The sequence below is a fragment of the Mesorhizobium sp. AD1-1 genome, from assembly GCF_020164655.1.
Lineage (GTDB): Bacteria > Pseudomonadota > Alphaproteobacteria > Rhizobiales > Rhizobiaceae > Mesorhizobium > Mesorhizobium ciceri.
On sequence record NZ_JAIUGP010000006.1, the window covers coordinates 274,926 to 289,757 of the forward strand.

The 14,832-nt window shown below is 62.1% G+C and carries 18 protein-coding genes; all 18 read right to left on the reverse strand.

Features of this window, described 5'->3' with window-relative positions; all coding sequences use genetic code 11:
* Positions 1 to 6: 6 nt before the first annotated feature.
* The 18 genes from LB519_RS14690 to LB519_RS14775 all read right to left on the reverse strand — a co-directional run bounded on the left by LB519_RS14690 (position 7) and on the right by LB519_RS14775 (position 14,768).
* Positions 7 to 618: a hypothetical protein gene (locus LB519_RS14690; protein ID WP_224620331.1), complete on the reverse strand. Its 612-nt coding sequence runs from the start codon at positions 616 to 618 to the stop codon at positions 7 to 9.
* The gene (locus LB519_RS14695) at positions 618 to 1,376 is read right to left on the reverse strand and encodes a hypothetical protein (RefSeq protein WP_224620332.1); all 759 of its coding nucleotides are present in this window, start codon (positions 1,374 to 1,376) and stop codon (positions 618 to 620) included. Before LB519_RS14695 ends, LB519_RS14690 begins: the two co-directional genes overlap by 1 nt.
* A gap of 4 nt (positions 1,377 to 1,380) precedes the next feature.
* The gene (locus LB519_RS14700; RefSeq protein WP_224620333.1) at positions 1,381 to 4,419 is read right to left on the reverse strand and encodes a phage tail tip lysozyme; all 3,039 of its coding nucleotides are present in this window, start codon (positions 4,417 to 4,419) and stop codon (positions 1,381 to 1,383) included.
* A gap of 13 nt (positions 4,420 to 4,432) precedes the next feature.
* Complete coding sequence (locus LB519_RS14705; RefSeq protein WP_224620334.1) at positions 4,433 to 4,591, reverse strand: hypothetical protein; 159 nt, start codon at positions 4,589 to 4,591, stop codon at positions 4,433 to 4,435.
* A gap of 197 nt (positions 4,592 to 4,788) precedes the next feature.
* Positions 4,789 to 5,223, reverse strand: coding sequence for a hypothetical protein (locus tag LB519_RS14710; protein ID WP_224620335.1), 435 nt, complete (start codon positions 5,221 to 5,223; stop codon positions 4,789 to 4,791).
* Positions 5,224 to 5,288: 65 nt separating this feature from the next.
* Positions 5,289 to 5,558, reverse strand: a complete 270-nt coding sequence (locus tag LB519_RS14715; protein ID WP_224620336.1) for a hypothetical protein — start codon at positions 5,556 to 5,558, stop codon at positions 5,289 to 5,291.
* Entirely contained in the window at positions 5,558 to 6,499 is a 942-nt protein-coding gene (locus tag LB519_RS14720) for a phage tail tube protein (protein ID WP_224620337.1), read from the reverse strand. Before LB519_RS14720 ends, LB519_RS14715 begins: the two co-directional genes overlap by 1 nt.
* Before the next feature lie 42 nt (positions 6,500 to 6,541).
* Positions 6,542 to 6,982: a phage tail terminator-like protein gene (locus tag LB519_RS14725; protein WP_224620338.1), complete on the reverse strand. Its 441-nt coding sequence runs from the start codon at positions 6,980 to 6,982 to the stop codon at positions 6,542 to 6,544.
* Positions 6,982 to 7,623, reverse strand: a complete 642-nt coding sequence (locus LB519_RS14730) for a hypothetical protein (protein WP_224620339.1) — start codon at positions 7,621 to 7,623, stop codon at positions 6,982 to 6,984. The genes LB519_RS14725 and LB519_RS14730 overlap by 1 nt, the downstream gene beginning before the upstream one ends.
* Positions 7,623 to 8,000, reverse strand: coding sequence for a hypothetical protein (locus tag LB519_RS14735; RefSeq protein WP_224620340.1), 378 nt, complete (start codon positions 7,998 to 8,000; stop codon positions 7,623 to 7,625). Before LB519_RS14735 ends, LB519_RS14730 begins: the two co-directional genes overlap by 1 nt.
* On the reverse strand, positions 7,997 to 8,635 hold the full coding sequence (locus LB519_RS14740; protein ID WP_224620341.1) for a phage head-tail connector protein: 639 nt from the start codon (positions 8,633 to 8,635) through the stop codon (positions 7,997 to 7,999). Before LB519_RS14740 ends, LB519_RS14735 begins: the two co-directional genes overlap by 4 nt.
* Positions 8,636 to 8,637: 2 nt before the next feature.
* Complete coding sequence (locus LB519_RS14745) at positions 8,638 to 9,012, reverse strand: hypothetical protein (protein WP_224620342.1); 375 nt, start codon at positions 9,010 to 9,012, stop codon at positions 8,638 to 8,640.
* 49 nt (positions 9,013 to 9,061) lie between these two features.
* Positions 9,062 to 9,292, reverse strand: a complete 231-nt coding sequence (locus LB519_RS14750; RefSeq protein WP_224620343.1) for a hypothetical protein — start codon at positions 9,290 to 9,292, stop codon at positions 9,062 to 9,064.
* 68 nt (positions 9,293 to 9,360) lie between these two features.
* Positions 9,361 to 10,671: a phage major capsid protein gene (locus LB519_RS14755; RefSeq protein ID WP_224620344.1), complete on the reverse strand. Its 1,311-nt coding sequence runs from the start codon at positions 10,669 to 10,671 to the stop codon at positions 9,361 to 9,363.
* A gap of 30 nt (positions 10,672 to 10,701) precedes the next feature.
* Positions 10,702 to 11,370, reverse strand: a complete 669-nt coding sequence (locus tag LB519_RS14760; protein WP_224620345.1) for an HK97 family phage prohead protease — start codon at positions 11,368 to 11,370, stop codon at positions 10,702 to 10,704.
* Positions 11,367 to 12,590 (reverse strand): phage portal protein, encoded by a 1,224-nt coding sequence (locus tag LB519_RS14765; RefSeq protein ID WP_224620346.1) that lies wholly within the window; start codon positions 12,588 to 12,590, stop codon positions 11,367 to 11,369. The genes LB519_RS14760 and LB519_RS14765 overlap by 4 nt, the downstream gene beginning before the upstream one ends.
* Entirely contained in the window at positions 12,587 to 14,221 is a 1,635-nt protein-coding gene (locus tag LB519_RS14770) for a terminase TerL endonuclease subunit (RefSeq protein WP_224620347.1), read from the reverse strand. Before LB519_RS14770 ends, LB519_RS14765 begins: the two co-directional genes overlap by 4 nt.
* Positions 14,222 to 14,282: 61 nt before the next feature.
* A complete protein-coding gene (locus LB519_RS14775) occupies positions 14,283 to 14,768 on the reverse strand; it encodes an AraC family transcriptional regulator (RefSeq protein ID WP_224620348.1) in 486 nt (161 codons plus the stop codon).
* Positions 14,769 to 14,832: the final 64 nt, after the last annotated feature.

Sequence of the window (14,832 nt, forward strand, 5' to 3'; positions counted from 1 at the left end):
GATGCCTCAGTAGTTCGGCCAGGCCGGCGCCACGCCGCGCGCCAGGCGTGCCGTGCCGTCACAAAATCTGTCCGTCGGATAGAGTGCCTTTTGGTGCGGCGCCGACCACAGAACCTGCGAGGCGCGCGAGCGCGTGTTCGTTCCGGAAACCACAGCCAGGCTGATCGTCGTGGTCGGACTTTCGCCGCCAGCCACGGCCGGACTGGATTCCGTCGGGTGCGACGCCGTCCCCGTCCACAGCGGGATGATTGGACCCATCGGCTGGTAATATTTGTCGAGCGTGGTGAAGCCGATCTTGATATCCTTGCCACGCACGTCGGGCAGATTGTCGAGCACCTTCTGCGCCGTCGACGGATCAATACCCGATATCCCAAACTCGACACTGCCCGATTGCCCGTTGACCAACACCTCGAGGGTGGGGACATTGAGCAGCCGGCCGCCGCCGAGATAGACCGTGCCGTCCTCGTCAAGGCTGTCGATGCCGGCCGGGATGTCGTTGACGCCCATCCAGATGTGCAGTGCCGGGTCGCTGTCCATGCGAAAGAAGATGCCGAGCATGTGGCTGGTCGCCATCGCGTCGAGGATCGCCTGCGGCACGTATTCCAGCGTGTAAGCCATCAGAACGCTTCCACGAACTGAAACGTCGGCGACGAGCGCATGAAGCCCTGCGCATCCCAAGGCAGCGTGAAGCCGACCGGGAACTTGCAGACGCAGCGCGGCCGGGCGAATTCCACCCTGTCGCCTGACGTCACGGCCTCGCGCAGCGGCCGTTCCAACGAAAGCACGTATTGTGAACCACTGACCGACACGCCTTCGACAACCACCGTGACGTCGACGGGATCGGATGCTTCCCAATAGCGGTAGATCCGCCACCCCTTGGTCGGATGCAGGATCGAGAACCAGTCCGACCAGCGCAAATTGCGTGTCGCGCCGAAGATGTTGAGCGTGATCTGCCCGGCATTAAGCGGAGCATCGGCGCCGATCGTGCCGAACACCGTCGCCTGGCTGTAGCCGGAGTCATCGGAAAACAGCGCTCCGTCCGAATGTGGGATGCCCGATATGATCGGCTGCGGCGTGACGCGATCAAGGAAGGGAAACGGCCCCATCCAGTCGGACACGACAGGGACATTCATGAAGCGAAAGGAGCCGTTCATCCGAGCCGCGACCCAGTTCAGATATTCGTGCTCTTCGGGCGCCTGGGCGTAGCAGTTTTCGAATGTGGCAACGAAGACGCCGCCGCCCGTCGTCTCGATCGTGACGGATTCTCCCAAACCATTGCGCCCGCCCTCCAGGCCTGCGCCCTTGGAATCGAATGACATCCGCCCCGGCTTGATGAAATCGAAGTTGAGCGTCGGCAGGCTGGTGTAGCGCCCCATGCTCCTAGCCCTTCTGAGACGTGAAGCGACGCTGCGTATCCCCGAACCCGCCGTTCACCTGACCTTGGTGATACTCGCCGATGGCCTCCTGGGCGCCCTGCCTCGCCAGCATGCGGACGTGTTCGTCGCCACTGCCGCCGTTGACGTGGACATGGAGTTCCATCTTCGGCGCCGGGGCCGCCGAGGGCCGGTTCGCATTGGCAGCCATGCGCATCGACACATCATGCGGGATGACGCGGGAGCCGCGCGGCAGATCGACGATTTCGCCGCCCTGCTCGTTGATGCGAGCGAGGCCACCGGGTGCAAAGTCCGTGCCGCCGGCAAAGCCGAACAGTTTTGGGATGAAGCCGAGCAGGGAGCCGAGAAAGCCGCCTCCGGACGAGCCGCCAGCTGCAGAACCGCCGCCGGAATAGCCGAGGATGTCGGACAGCGTGGTGTTGGCCTGGAAGTTCTGCGGCTTCAGCCCATCGAGGATCGAAGCAAGCCCGCCTTTCCCATCTATGCCGCCCGCCAGACTTTGCACGGTGTTGGTGACGGAACTGTCGAGGCCACCAAGACTGTCGGTCACCTTGACGGCCGTTCCGCCGAACTTATCAAGCGCTTGTTCGGCACCTGAAAGCCGGCCGGAGAAGTTGTCGGCGCCTTCGGGATTATCAAGGGAAAAGCCGCGAGGGCGCTCGAAGCCGGCGAATGCAGCAGTGGCCGAGCGAACGTCAGGCGCTGCCTTGAGACGGGCGAGCGCCCCGCTCTCTGATGAGTTGAGTTCTTTCCAAGCGAAATCGAGTTGTCCCTGCACGTCGCCAAGATTGCCCTTCCCGCCTATGGCATTCAAAAGGGCTGGCGCACGGTCGTTGTGCTGGAAAAGCCCGAACGCATTACCTCCGTCACCAATCGCCGTGGGCTTGAATGCCGATTCTGCGCTAATGTTGCCCAGGACGCCCGCCACCTGGTGGTCGGCCAAGCCTTTCGATTTGAAGAAGTTCCAAGCTTGAGCAGCAACGCCGCCAGAACCGACCGCCGCCAACGGAGCACGCGTCACCGCACCGGGCGCAAAGTTGTCGTTTGCGCCGATGCCCAGCATATCCGCGAAGCCGCCGGCCGTCCCGAACGCTGTCGCACCAGCTAGACCAGGCCGCTGGCCCGTTATTGCGGAGGCAAGCCAAGTCGCGATCGTGTCGAATATCTTGCCGAGCTGATCGTCCATGGACTTGGTCAAGGCGTTGAGGATCGACGTCCCCAGCGCCTTGCCGACGTCGCCGCCGTTGCGCATCAGCTCCGACTTGAAGTCGGTCAGGAAGCCGGTCGCCAGATCCTTGGCATCGGTGAATTTCGCCATATCGCGCATCTGCTGCGCTACCGGCGAATTGAGGTCGACCACGAGGCCGGCCCCCTGCTGACGAGACGCGATCTGCTGATCCTGCGACGAGCGGAACATCTGGTCGCGATCGAAGGCGAGATCCTTGGCAAGGCGGCCGCGCGCTAGAGCCTCGGCGGCAGCACCATAGGCCTTGGCTTGCTTTTCGATGATCGCAACCTGGTCGGGGCCGAGTTCGAGGTTCTGCGCCAGAGCAGCATTCAACGCCTGCTGCTTGAAGGTGAACTCTTCCAGGGCCGCGCCGGTCAGGCCGAGCGCCGTCGCCTGGTTCTGCAGGTCGTTAATCTGGCGAGACGACGACTTGCCGAAATCGTCAATGAAGACCTGGTCGCTCGGAATATCGTCGACCCCACGGAATTGCGGAATAGGAATGTTGCCGCCGGCAAAGGTTGGTCCGCCGACGCCGCCGGCATCCGTAAACACCTTCTTGACGGCTTCGCGCAGCCGCTCGGCGCCCAGCTCGGTGAGTTGCAGATTGGCTTGCAGTTCCTTGATCTTGTCGAACAGGGGATTGTTGGTCAGCACATCCTGCGTCTTCTGCAGGCCGGTGACATCGTCCGGCAGGCGCACGAATGGGATGCCGCCATTGATGCGCGGATCGGCATAACCCTGCCGCTCGAGGTCGCTGCGCGTGAACACCTGCTGGCCGACGCTCTTGCGCAATTCGAGACTGGCGATAGCCATCTCGGACTGCTGCAGCTTGATCGAGGCTTCCTGCCGCTTGAGTTCGAGTTCGAGCAACTGCCGCTTGGCGTTGAACTCGCGCTCCGTGCTGGCGACGATCGAGGCCGATGCAGCATCCTGCGCCGTCGCGGTCGAGGTGATGGCCTTCTGATACTCGGTCTGGATCGAGACGAGATCCTTGATCTTGCCGTCGATGGCATCGACCGGCGCCGCCTGTGCCGCAAGCGCACGCGTCGCCGCATCGATACCGAGCGAGGCTTCGGCGGAAAACGAGGCGATCAGCCGGTACGCGCCATAGATGGCGGCAAGCGCAGCGATCCATGGGCCGGCCGCGCGGGCCACGCCGCCGAGAATGCCGACGGTATCCTTCAGAAGCGCATTGAGCCCGCCTTGGCTGGCGTACATCTGCGCAATCTGCGGCCCCTGTTGCGCCGCAATGATTGCCAGCGGGGTGCCGGCCGCGAGCCCCTGGCCGATGTCAAAGGCCTGGTAGCCGAGATTGGTGCGGCGAAACGTATCGCTTCCGCTGCCGGCGACGCTGGCGTTGTTATTCGCCGGCGCGATCTGCTTCTGCGCCGTCAACTGCGCGTTCATCCGCGCCACCGCAGCGGCGGCCTCGGTCTGGCCACGCGCCATGAACAGGGAGGCGTCGCCGGCAAGCTGGTATTTCCGGTAGATGCCGTCGAGGATAGGTCCGACCTGCTCCATCTTGATCTTGCCGTTGTCGAGGCCGCGCGAAAGCGAGTTCAGCGCGGAATTCATGCGCTGGGCCGATGCGTAGCCGTCGACAAATTGACGTGACAACCGGGCGAGAACGTCCCCCGATTGCACGATCTTGGCATCGGTCTGCGCCGCGGTGGCCGCGACCTCACGGTTTGACGCTGCCATGGCCTTGTCGGCGGCAACCTTTTGCTGGGCGCCAGCGGTGTACTTGCTGGCGTCAAGCTCGGGCGCGACCCGCAAGGATGAAAGTTGCTGGACCATGGATTTCCCGAACTTATGAGGAAGAAGGATCGGCTTCCGCCGGGGCCGCTGCCTTGTCGCGTTTCGCGACATGCTGAAGCCATTCGTTGTCGAGGATCCCGAGAAAGGCACGGAACATCTTGAAGTCGTCGCCGGCGATACCGTGATCGTCGGCATAGGCCCGGATCACCATGTAAGAGATCGGTCCCTGTCCACCCATCGCACCATAGAACCGGTCGAAGCGAAGGGCTTCCCATGCGCGCCAGTAGAGGCCGTGCCAAGGTTCCGTTTCGAACTCTACCCGGCCGTCCGGATAGGCTGCCTTGATGACCCAGTCTTCGGCTCCCTCTTCGGAAGCCAGAGCTTCAAGCCAATCCTGCCGTTCTGGGTCTAGGCCTTCTCGCCGGATCCTGTCGCGGAAGGCCTCGAGGAGTTTTTTCCCGCATCCTCGACGAACTCGACATCGGTGAGCGAAACCATGGCAGCACAATTCTGCACGCCGGCGATGAAATTGCGGCCTTCCGGTTCGCACATCATTTCGCGCGCGATGTCGGGGCTGTAGGGCTGATCGAAGCCACGCCAGTCATGCAGGATGTGCTTGTGGAGCAGCTTGCCGACTTCAACCGTGCGGATGTGCGGCGGCACCGGCGTTCCCTTGTAGGCGCGCGCAAGCCGCTGCTCCATGAGAGAAAGGGCGGTTTGGTAGACGGGAAGATGAAGCGACGAGACGTTGAACTCGGCACCGGGGAAGTCCGGCGATGGAATCCAGTCGCCTTTTTCCTCGCGGGCGAGATCGGCTTTCACCGATGAGAGCTTGATGGCCATAGCGATATCCTTTCGGGAGGATTGTGGCCGGAGCGCCCGAACGCCCCGGCCTTTCTGCGCAGAATTCAGTCTTGCGAGGACTGATCGGCCTGCTTTTCGGGAGCAGGTTTCTTGGCCATCGGCGGTTTCGGATGGTCGGACACCGGAGCGGCCTTACCCTCGTCACGCGCTTTATGGGCGAATTCGGCGGGCACAGGCGATGACATGATGCCAGCGCGAAAGGCGACGGCATTGTCATCCCCTGTCTTCCACGGGTCAGCGCGGAAGTCGGTCAGGGGAAGGATGGATTCGGGTCCAGCACCGGTCGGCTGGGCGACTTTCTTTGGCTTGCGCATTAGGGTGCATCCGTTTTCGTGATGGTGATGGTCGCGGTCGAGCTGGGGTCATAGAAGCCCTGGAAAGGGACTTCGATGACGACCGGTTGGCCGTTCCCGGGAGCGGCCGGGCCGCCGTCGAGGAACTTCGTTTTCGGTAACGAGAATTCCAGCGTGTTGCCGGCGGCATCCTCGAGGGTGAAGCCGATCTCGACATCCTCGTGGTTGAGGATGGCGCTGTAGGCGGCCAGGCTCTCGAACAGCACCGTCATGGTGCCGCTGACCTCGAACCGGCCAAGGCCATGGCCATACGGCGCATAGGAGCCGACGACATCGACCTGGTAGATGTTGTTGGTGATGCGCAGGCTCATCGCCTGCACCTTCGGTGACGACAGCAGCGTGGCCGACGTGATGGTCAGGTCGGCGACATTGAGGCCGGCGTTGAAATCCTCTGTCGTCGTCGCCGCCGCATAGGTGGCGCCGGCGATGATTGCGGTGGTCGGGGTCGGGCTGTCGATGCCCATGATACCCCACGACGCCTGTACCGGTGCACGCGAGCGCAGGTTGAGGTCGAGCGTGTTCCAGCGGCAGCCCGAATACCGGATGTAGCTGTCGGTAGCGCCCTGCTCATAGGTAAATTCGAGCGTACCGGCTTTGGGCGTGATGCCGTTTTTCAGCACACCGGTCGAGAAAGCCGAGCACAGCAGCCGCTCCAGCCAGGTGTTGAAGGTGTTGTAGGAAAACCGGGTTTCGATCGTGCCCGTCACCGCACGGCCGACATCGGTGATACCGGGCACGTTGCGGTCGGGGCGGACCTCGTCGGAAATGTCGGTCTGCTTGTTGATGCGGATGCTTGCGGTGCGATACCGCATGACCTGGAAAGCCGGCGTTGCCGGGATGGAGCCGATCGTCGCTTCCGACACATCGGCCAAACGGACTTGACTGCCGTCAGCGAACGACATGGTGCTTCTCCTTTGGTTTCAGAAAGACCGGTCGAGCCGGGATCAGGGCGTTGGTGTCGACGTGATGTCGCGGCGGGTCCAGAAGATGGTGCCCGCGGTGGAATAGTAGTTCGGAAAATCTTGCCCGGGGTCGCCGGCGCCGATCGACATTTCCGGCATGAACAGGTTGCCGATCGGGCGTTCGCGAAACAAGTAAAGCAACCGATTGGCGTAGACGCGCCCGGCTCGGCTGCCGGTGCCGCTCGGCGTCATGACATGCAGATAGGTCACGCCGCGTTCTTCCCACGCGTTGGCGCCCGGCGCACCCATCGTGTCCTGATTGTAGGAATCGCCGTAGACCTCGACGTAGAGCCAAGCCGGCGTGTTGGCGTCAAGAAGGTCCTGAAAGAACTCGTTTTCGTAGCGGATGGGCAGCGCTCCATCGCCCTCCGCATAGGTATCGAGCACGCCCTTGAAGGCATCGAAGGCTTCGGGGCTGGACATCAGTTCACCGGATTGATGATGATCGAGGGATAGCTCAACACGCCGGATTTGCGGCTGATGCGGTCATTGCTGCCATGGCCTTTCAGCCGATAGGGCATGCCGGAATGTATGCCGGCCGGGACGTCCAGGAATTTCGAGGTGAAGGTGAACGCGCCGCGAAAGCGATTGGCCATCGCCCTGGCGGTGCCGGCAAACAGGACACGTTCCGCGACGCCGAGCATGCCGACTTCCGCCTTGCGGACATAAGGCTGGAAATTGGTGATGATGATCTCGGCATCGGGCCGTATCTTGGTGAAATCCATGACGACGACACGCCCGCCAGCGATGACGATGAAGGACGATGCGAACCGTCCTGATTTGCGCGGCGACCGCTTCTGCAGTTCCGCCAGCGCGGCGTTGATGACCAGGTCCCAGTTCGTGAACTCGTAGACGATCGCGCCAGGCGCCCGGTAAGTCTCCTCGACCGCGCCGACGACGCCGTTGACGGTGCGCGTATAGTTTAGCGTGGCGAGGCCTTGGGCAATAACTCGCGCGACCTCGGTCTTGGCGAAGGCCGCAACCTGACGGTTGATCTCGTCAGGCTCCAAGCCGGCGGTCGCGACGCGCAGATCACGCTCGAAGAACTCAAAGCCCGTCGCCATCAGCCGGCCACCGTCAGGTTGACGCGCACCACGACGCCGGCGACAGCGATCGGGTCGGCGAATTTGATCTGGCGAACCTTGCCCTTGACGACAAGGAAGTCGTTTTCGCGCGGAATGCGCGGATCGACGGCGCCAGGCGTGACGGTGTGCCCGGCCGGCCAGCCGGCGGCGAGGATCTGCGTTAGGGACATGACTGCCTTGGAATAGGCCTGTGTGGCCGTGCCGACGATCTCGGCCGCTCTAAGGCCGCGCACCGAGGCGCGGACGGTAACGTCCTTGTCGACAAGGGGAGAGCCTTCCTTGCGACGCAAGATGCAATCCTCGCCATGGGCGGCCAAATGCCGATTGAGCGTAGCGAGCGCGACGTCAGGTGTCATATGCCGAACCGCCGATAGGGATCCAATAGCAGCGAGGCTAGGGGATTTTCGCCAACAAGCTTGTCAGCATCCTGAAATTCGGTGGTACTGACACCTTCCACGGTCTCGCGCTTTACATTGCTACTGCTGGAACTTGATCGGGCGTAGAAATCCCCCACCATGAAGACGATCGCCATCTTAATCGCATCCGGCACAGCTGATGCATCGCCAAAGCCGGAAATGAATGCCACCCTCACTGCATCCGATCGTTGTCCGTAGAGAACCGGCCTGTCAAATGAACTGCCTAAGCGGACGAAACCACCCAAGGCATCCTCAAGGACCTCATAGGCGGTGTCCGGCACCGTCTGCTCGGTATTTGTGGCATCGAAATATTTGACGACGATGCTGGAGCAGTTTGGGAAAGGCAGGCGAAGGTCACGAGATTGCGGCCAATAACCAAAGTCCTGGCGCCATGACTGGTTAACAATACAGCGGCCAAGGGTGCCGGTCCACCCATCTAAGTGTTTCGTGGCTGCCCCAATCAGCGCCGTTAGCACGGCGTCAGCCGGCGCCGGGTCGATCCGAAGATGTAACTTCGCTTCATCAATGGTAACGGGTAACGACGCCGGCGGCTCGATCAGGGCAGGACGAAGCATGGCTAGGCGACCAGGATGTGGAAGGCGCCGACCTTCGTAGCGCCGCCTTGGGCGATGCTGATCTTGACCCGGTCGTTTGCCATGCCAGGGCGGGCGAAAACAGCAGTGCCCGCCGCCGCATACAGCGCGGCGACACCGGCCGTCGAATGCGTCGGGACGCGTGGCGCACGGGACGCCGATGCGTTGACGTCGTTCTCAGCCCACAGCGTCTTGCCTGTCGCCTCCGACGTGATGTTGAAATCGACGCCATTGGCGAAGGGATTTGCGCCGCCGTCTTTGATATACTCGATTTCGTGGATCTCACCCGACAGTCGCGGCGTGTAGGCGACGGCATTGCCGGAGCCGTCGGTCGTCACTGATACCTTGTAGCGTTTCATGGTCATGTTCTCCTGTTGATGGCGCGAGCGCCGTTGAGTGGCCGTCAGATCAGGTCTTTGACCTGGTCTTCTTGCCGGTTGCGGACTTGTTCGCCGGAGCGGCGGACAGGGCCTTGTTTTTCGGAGCAGGTTCGGACTTCACCGATGCGTTGTCGGCTGGACCGATCAATGTCAGCGACTTGCCGACCAAGTGCGCAACCGAGCTCTCCTCGGCCTCGCGGATGTCGCCTTCAGCGAAGGCACCGTGTTCGCGGATGACGCGATATTTCATCATGGACATGCGACGTTCTCCTTCGGTTCAGAGAGCGGGCGCGCACGCAGTCGCCCGCCTTACTGAACCGAACGCCGTTAGGCAGCGAGCGCCGTGTCGAAGTCGCCGTAGATGAAGGCCTCGGGGCGATAGACGGCCAGCGCCAGACGCTCTTCGGCAAGCACCGTCACCAGGTTCTTGATGAAGTCGTCGTTGACGTAACCAGCCTCGACGCGCGCATCCCAGCGGTCGAAGACCTGAGCGCCAAGCTTGAAGGCCCCGGTCAGGAACTTGCGCACCGTCATGGCCTGCGTGGCGACAACCGGCAGGCCCCAGAGGGTCGGTCCGGTCGTGCCCTGCGGGTTGCCGATGATGTAGCGGCCTTCGCCGTCCTTCAGGGTCTCGATGCCAGCCCAGTCGATCGGGTTCATCACGTGACCGGTAGCGGGATATTCAGCGAGAGCCGCCTGCAGCATTGCCAGACGCAGGACGTCCATGATGTTGAGATCGGCAAGAGCGATCGGCGCAGCATAGGCAGTGGCCTGCGGGATGATCCCGTTTAGGTTCTGGCCGGTGCCGTCGCCCTTCAGCAGCTGGGCTTCCTCGACATAAGCCAGGCCGTAGAGCAGGCGCTGATCGATGATCGAGCGAAGCTGGCTGATGTCGGACAGAACCTGCTTCGAGGCCTTGGTCCAATGGGCGATGACCTTCGCGGAGGTGGTGACCAGGTCGAACTGGATATCCGATTCCGGCTTCGTGGCACCTTCCGCAACCGGCGCAGCGTTGTTGGTGAAACCGGTTTCCTTCACGTATTCCAGCGTATTGCCGTCCATGCGGCCTTCCGAGATCAGGTCGCGAACGGTCAACCGGCGCTGCGGCAACGGCAGAATGCCCGGCAGGCGCGTGCTGTCGATGGCGTCACCCACCGATCCAGCCGAGTTGGTTGTTGCCGAGGTCAGCGTCGTCTTGATGCGCAGGTCGGTACCGCGGCCACTCTTGGCGAAGCCGGTTTCCTGCCACGCCTTGAAGTCGTCGGTCTCGGTCAGCATCTCACCGATGGTCTTCTTCGGCTCATCGTCCTTGCCGCCCTTTGCCCGCGCGAGCTTCTGCTCGATTTCGGACACCTGCGCCTGAAGACCGTTCATCTTGATCAGGGTCTCGTCCGCCTTGGCCTTCTCGGCCTCCGACATGTCGATGCCCTTCTTGGCGTCGGCAACCGCCTTTTCGGCGATCGCCTTCACGTCATCGAACGACTTCTGGAACTTGGCGGTGACGTCCTTGGCAAGCGCCTCGATATCGACGCCGCTGTCGTTCGGCTTCTCGAAAGCAATGCGCGGTGCGAAGCGGGAATAGGCGAGGCCGGCAACAAGCGCGGCGATGCCACCCGCCATGATGCGGTGGTGAGTCATTTGAATAGCTCCTGTGGAGGTTTAAGGGCTTCAGCCGGCGTTCAGCATGCGCAGAAAGCGCTCGGCCTGTTCGTTCGCCTTCTCGCCCTCGGACTCACTCCGAATGGCCTTTGCATAGCCGACAGAGGCGATCTGTACGGCCATGGCCTTCGGGACCCCTGCCTCGCGCAGGAGATCCTCGAATTCCTTAGTTGGCGGAGGGTCGCCATCGCGCAACCGGCGGGCAAACTCTTCCATCCCTTCTGATTTGACAGCCTCAATCCTCGCCCTGCGGTTGGCAGGGAATGTAACCGGGCTGATCTCGTACAGGTCCAGCTTCTTCAAGAGCCGCACGGCGCCGTCCTGGTCGGTGTCGGTCTCGCGGTAGCCGATCGACAGGCCGCCGATCGCCTTGGCTTTCGCAAGTGTGTGAACCTCGCGCGCCTTCTGGATGTCGAGCAGCAACCGGCCTTTTCCCCACAACCCCTTGGCATCCTCGGCAAGGTCATCCCAAACGCCGATCGGCTGATAGGAATCGTGGTTCCACAGCATGAGGACGTTGGAGCCCTCGCGCTTGTGCCGCGCCAGGCTTTCGACGAAAGCGCCGGGCAAGACCTTCTCGCCGTAGACGTCGACATTGCCGAACACGGAACCGTAGCCCTCGAAGGTTCCGTCATCCGACAGATCCTTTACCTGCAGAGCAAAATCCTTGGTTTTCATTTCGGACCTCCGATCAGGGTCTTTTCGTCTGGCGTTGCGGTGATGGGCACGTTCTGCATCTGCATTCGAGGCACATCCCCGCCATCAACCTTCGGCAGGTTCTCAAGCCCCCGCACCTCGTTGATGGTCATGGCACCGATCGACGTCATTTCGCGGTAGAAGGCCGAGCGACCGGCGCTGTCGGCGCGCAACAGGCCTTCAATGCTGAATTCGATCGACACGCCCGCGGCGCGATCCTGCGGTGTCAGCAGTTGCTGCTCCAATGCCTGCTCGATGCGCTTGAGACGACGGCGCAGCGTGAATTTCTGCAAGATCAGGCCCTGCTGCTCGACACCTGTCGGCCAGCTAGTGGTTTTCGACGTGTGACCGATCATGACCGGAGGCACACCGAAGAAACGGCAGATTTCCTCGACAGAAAAGCCGCGCGATTCCAGCATCTGCGCGTCTTCCGGATTGAGCGTGAACTGCACCCAGTCTGTGCCACCCTCGAGGATCAGTGGCTTGCCGGCATTGTCGGCGCCGATCTTGTCGGCCAGCTTTGTATTGGCGATGTCGCGCTGCTCGTCGGTCAACCACTTGTCGAACTTCAGCCCGCCCGATGGCCGCAACCCGTTTGCAAACGTCTTTCCGGCTGCTTTGTCCGTTGCCCTGGCGAGCGAAAAGGCATGCCGTCCGAAATGCAACGTGGACATGCCGCCAAGCGGATCGCCGCCAGGTCCGCGAATGTGCAGCATCGTCTGATCAGTCTCAACGAAAGCCCTGCCTTCAAACGACCACCTGTATTCGATCGTGCCATTGGCGAGCCGGCGAACCGACACCAGGTCTGGGCGGATGGGCACGATCGAGACGATCCTGCCAGCCTCGCGCACGACACGGGCGTAACCATTGCCCCACAATTCGACGGATGCCGCTATGAAGTCCCAGAAGTCGACCGACGTCTGATCGTAATTCGGGCTGTCGTGCAAAATCCGGTAGAGCGGATGATCTTTGGCTACGGTCCGCGTGCCGCCACCGCTTGTCCGATAGACCATAAGCGGCAACGAGGAGATCGTTCCGGCCAGAAGATTGACGCACGCCCAGACGGCGGAGAGCGCGAGCGCGCTGTTTCCCGTGACCGGCTCGCCGGCATCGCCGATCTGGCCAGCCGGATACCAACCATCAGGCTCCCGCACCGTGAGAGCGCGCACAACGATATCGGCCATCTTGCGAAACAGATTCAAGCGGCACCTGCCAAGGATTTGAAGTAGTCGCCCATGTTGCCATCGGGCGACGCTTCCGGGTTCCAGCTCATCAGGATCGCCGCGCACAGCATGGCAATCACGGGGTCGATCTTCGTGCGGCCGGCAGCTTGCTTGGTGGCCATGTTGCCGTTGCCCTTGACCTCGATCTTCACGTTGCCGACCGACCAGGCCATCATGGCCGACCCGCCGTGGCTGATCGTGTCGTCGCTCAGTTTATGTTCCAAGCCCCACAGCGCCGGCGAGAGGGCCGGGCCTTGGCGCAGGCGATGCAACATTAGACCGCTGATCTGTTTCAAAGCCAAAGCATCGACGAACGCGGCGATGTTGTTCGGATCGAAGCCGACGGCGTTTTTCTCTGGCATCAGGCCGGCGTCGCGCACCTGAGCTGCGATAGAGGCGATCTTCTCGATGTACTCCGAGACCTCGCAGAAGGTCAGTGATCCCTCTTCCTCGAAGTCCAGAAGCCGCGGCGCAATCTCCTTGCGCACCTCAAGCACTTTCCGGTGTGCAAAAGCATGCGTCCAGACCAGCCAGCGGCGCGTCACCCTCTCGCGACCGATCACGCAAACGCCGAACAGGTCGTCCAGGCCGCCGCCGTCGGCACCGACAACCGCAACCTCGGAGCGCCTAAGCAGCGATTCGAGCGTGAGCGTTTCGTCCGCGCACTGATCCCAATATTCAGCGCCCCGCCACCCGTCGCCTGCCAAGCCGACGCCGATCTCGATGTTGAGATGCTGGCTGGCCCAGATCTGCTCGGTTTCCTTCGTCGCCGAGCCGTTGTTCTCATAGTCGGCCGCGAGCCGCTGAGGGTCGATCGAGCGCCCGATATTGGGCAGCAGGTATTTCCAGTTCCGGCGGTCGCGCCAGAATGCCTGGTCGCGCTGCTGTTCGGGCGGGAATTCATAGAGGACCGGCAGCAGGATCGGTTCGCTGCCGCCCTTCCCGTCCCTGATCTTCCTCGCCTTGTCGAGTTCGGTTTTCCAGATGCCGGCCGGCTGTTCGTCCGACTGTGTCGTGATCATCAGGAGTTGGCCGCCCTGCATGGTGATGCCGCCGCCCCTGATCTGCTGCATCACCGCGGCGGCCTTCGCCTTCTTCCCCAGCTCGTGCACCTCGTCGATGATCGTCAGGATCGGGATTTCACCGGTGACGATCGACGTGTCGAACGACTTGACGTCGAGTTGGGTGCCGGTCTTGCGGCGCTCGATGCATTTCAGGTGATCCTGCACCTTGAAGATGGCGTCGAGGCGGGGATCGAGCCTGATCATGCCCTGGGCCTGGTCGAAGCACCGCTCCGAGATATTCTGGCTCGGTGCTACGATCAGCATCTGCCGGTTCGGCGCTTCTTCCATAAAAAGCGCGGTCAGGCCGAGCGCGGCGACGTAGGTGGTCTTCGAGTTCTTCTTCGGAACCATGCACAGCAGTTCCCAGACAAGGCGCTGCTTGGTGTCAGGATCCTCACTGGCAAGGAAGGCGCACAGGATATCCCGGAACCATTCGCCGCATGCTTCCGAGAGCGGCGGATTTCCCGGCACGTCCGGCAGCTTGAGCCGGTTGAAGAACGCCAAGGCCTTCGCCGCCTTGGCCTGGTTGAGCGGCACGTCGGCCATCGGCGTCTGCCCGGCCTTGATGCGCTCCCACCAGTCTGGGCAAGCGAACCGCGGCAGCGCCTCAGTGACGTGCATTCTGCGCGGCTTCGCTTTCGAGCTCGGCCATCAGATCTGCGTCGGCGGCATGGGCGCGCTGTTCGTCGATCATCTTCTTGCCGACCTTGTCCTTGGACGCCGCCGGCGCGCTGTCGCTGCCTTTGCCCATGGAGGCCTCGATCGTCATGCGGTCGTTGCGGTCGATCATGGCGCCGAGTTCGCGCAGCGCGGTGACGTTGCCGGCATTGGCCTGCTCGAGTGCGATCTCGAATCGCCTGGCATCGAGCCGGTCACGCATCGCATCGCGTTCCTTCATGTCGGCTCTAAAATACCGCTTCAACGTTGCTGGCGAGACGCCGATCGCGTTGGCGATCCGGCTGTTGACCCAGCCAAGCGCCATCAAGAGCTTGACTTTGTTACGATCTTTTTCGGTCGGCTCATACGGCGGACGGCCGCGGTTACCGAAGCCCTCACGAACCGGCTGACCGAACAGGTCAAAATTCGGTTCCATCAGAAAAAAATCTCCGAATGTGGGGGACGCGGGTCCGGGCGGGAGGGGCTTCCAGACTTTCGAC

Coding starts and splice junctions, on each gene's coding strand:
- LB519_RS14755 (WP_224620344.1), bottom strand. CDS start 10,671: ATGACTCACCACCGCATCATGGCGGGTGGCATCGCCGCGCTTGTTGCC.
- LB519_RS14700 (WP_224620333.1), bottom strand. CDS start 4,419: ATGGTCCAGCAACTTTCATCCTTGCGGGTCGCGCCCGAGCTTGACGCC.
- LB519_RS14695 (WP_224620332.1), bottom strand. CDS start 1,376: ATGGGGCGCTACACCAGCCTGCCGACGCTCAACTTCGATTTCATCAAG.
- LB519_RS14720 (WP_224620337.1), bottom strand. CDS start 6,499: ATGTCGTTCGCTGACGGCAGTCAAGTCCGTTTGGCCGATGTGTCGGAA.
- LB519_RS14745 (WP_224620342.1), bottom strand. CDS start 9,012: ATGAAACGCTACAAGGTATCAGTGACGACCGACGGCTCCGGCAATGCC.
- LB519_RS14760 (WP_224620345.1), bottom strand. CDS start 11,370: ATGAAAACCAAGGATTTTGCTCTGCAGGTAAAGGATCTGTCGGATGAC.
- LB519_RS14730 (WP_224620339.1), bottom strand. CDS start 7,623: ATGGCGACGGGCTTTGAGTTCTTCGAGCGTGATCTGCGCGTCGCGACC.
- LB519_RS14710 (WP_224620335.1), bottom strand. CDS start 5,223: ATGGCCATCAAGCTCTCATCGGTGAAAGCCGATCTCGCCCGCGAGGAA.
- LB519_RS14690 (WP_224620331.1), bottom strand. CDS start 618: ATGGCTTACACGCTGGAATACGTGCCGCAGGCGATCCTCGACGCGATG.
- LB519_RS14725 (WP_224620338.1), bottom strand. CDS start 6,982: ATGTCCAGCCCCGAAGCCTTCGATGCCTTCAAGGGCGTGCTCGATACC.
- LB519_RS14750 (WP_224620343.1), bottom strand. CDS start 9,292: ATGTCCATGATGAAATATCGCGTCATCCGCGAACACGGTGCCTTCGCT.
- LB519_RS14770 (WP_224620347.1), bottom strand. CDS start 14,221: ATGGCCGACGTGCCGCTCAACCAGGCCAAGGCGGCGAAGGCCTTGGCG.
- LB519_RS14715 (WP_224620336.1), bottom strand. CDS start 5,558: ATGCGCAAGCCAAAGAAAGTCGCCCAGCCGACCGGTGCTGGACCCGAA.
- LB519_RS14705 (WP_224620334.1), bottom strand. CDS start 4,591: ATGGTGATCCGGGCCTATGCCGACGATCACGGTATCGCCGGCGACGAC.
- LB519_RS14775 (WP_224620348.1), bottom strand. CDS start 14,768: ATGGAACCGAATTTTGACCTGTTCGGTCAGCCGGTTCGTGAGGGCTTC.
- LB519_RS14735 (WP_224620340.1), bottom strand. CDS start 8,000: ATGACACCTGACGTCGCGCTCGCTACGCTCAATCGGCATTTGGCCGCC.
- LB519_RS14740 (WP_224620341.1), bottom strand. CDS start 8,635: ATGCTTCGTCCTGCCCTGATCGAGCCGCCGGCGTCGTTACCCGTTACC.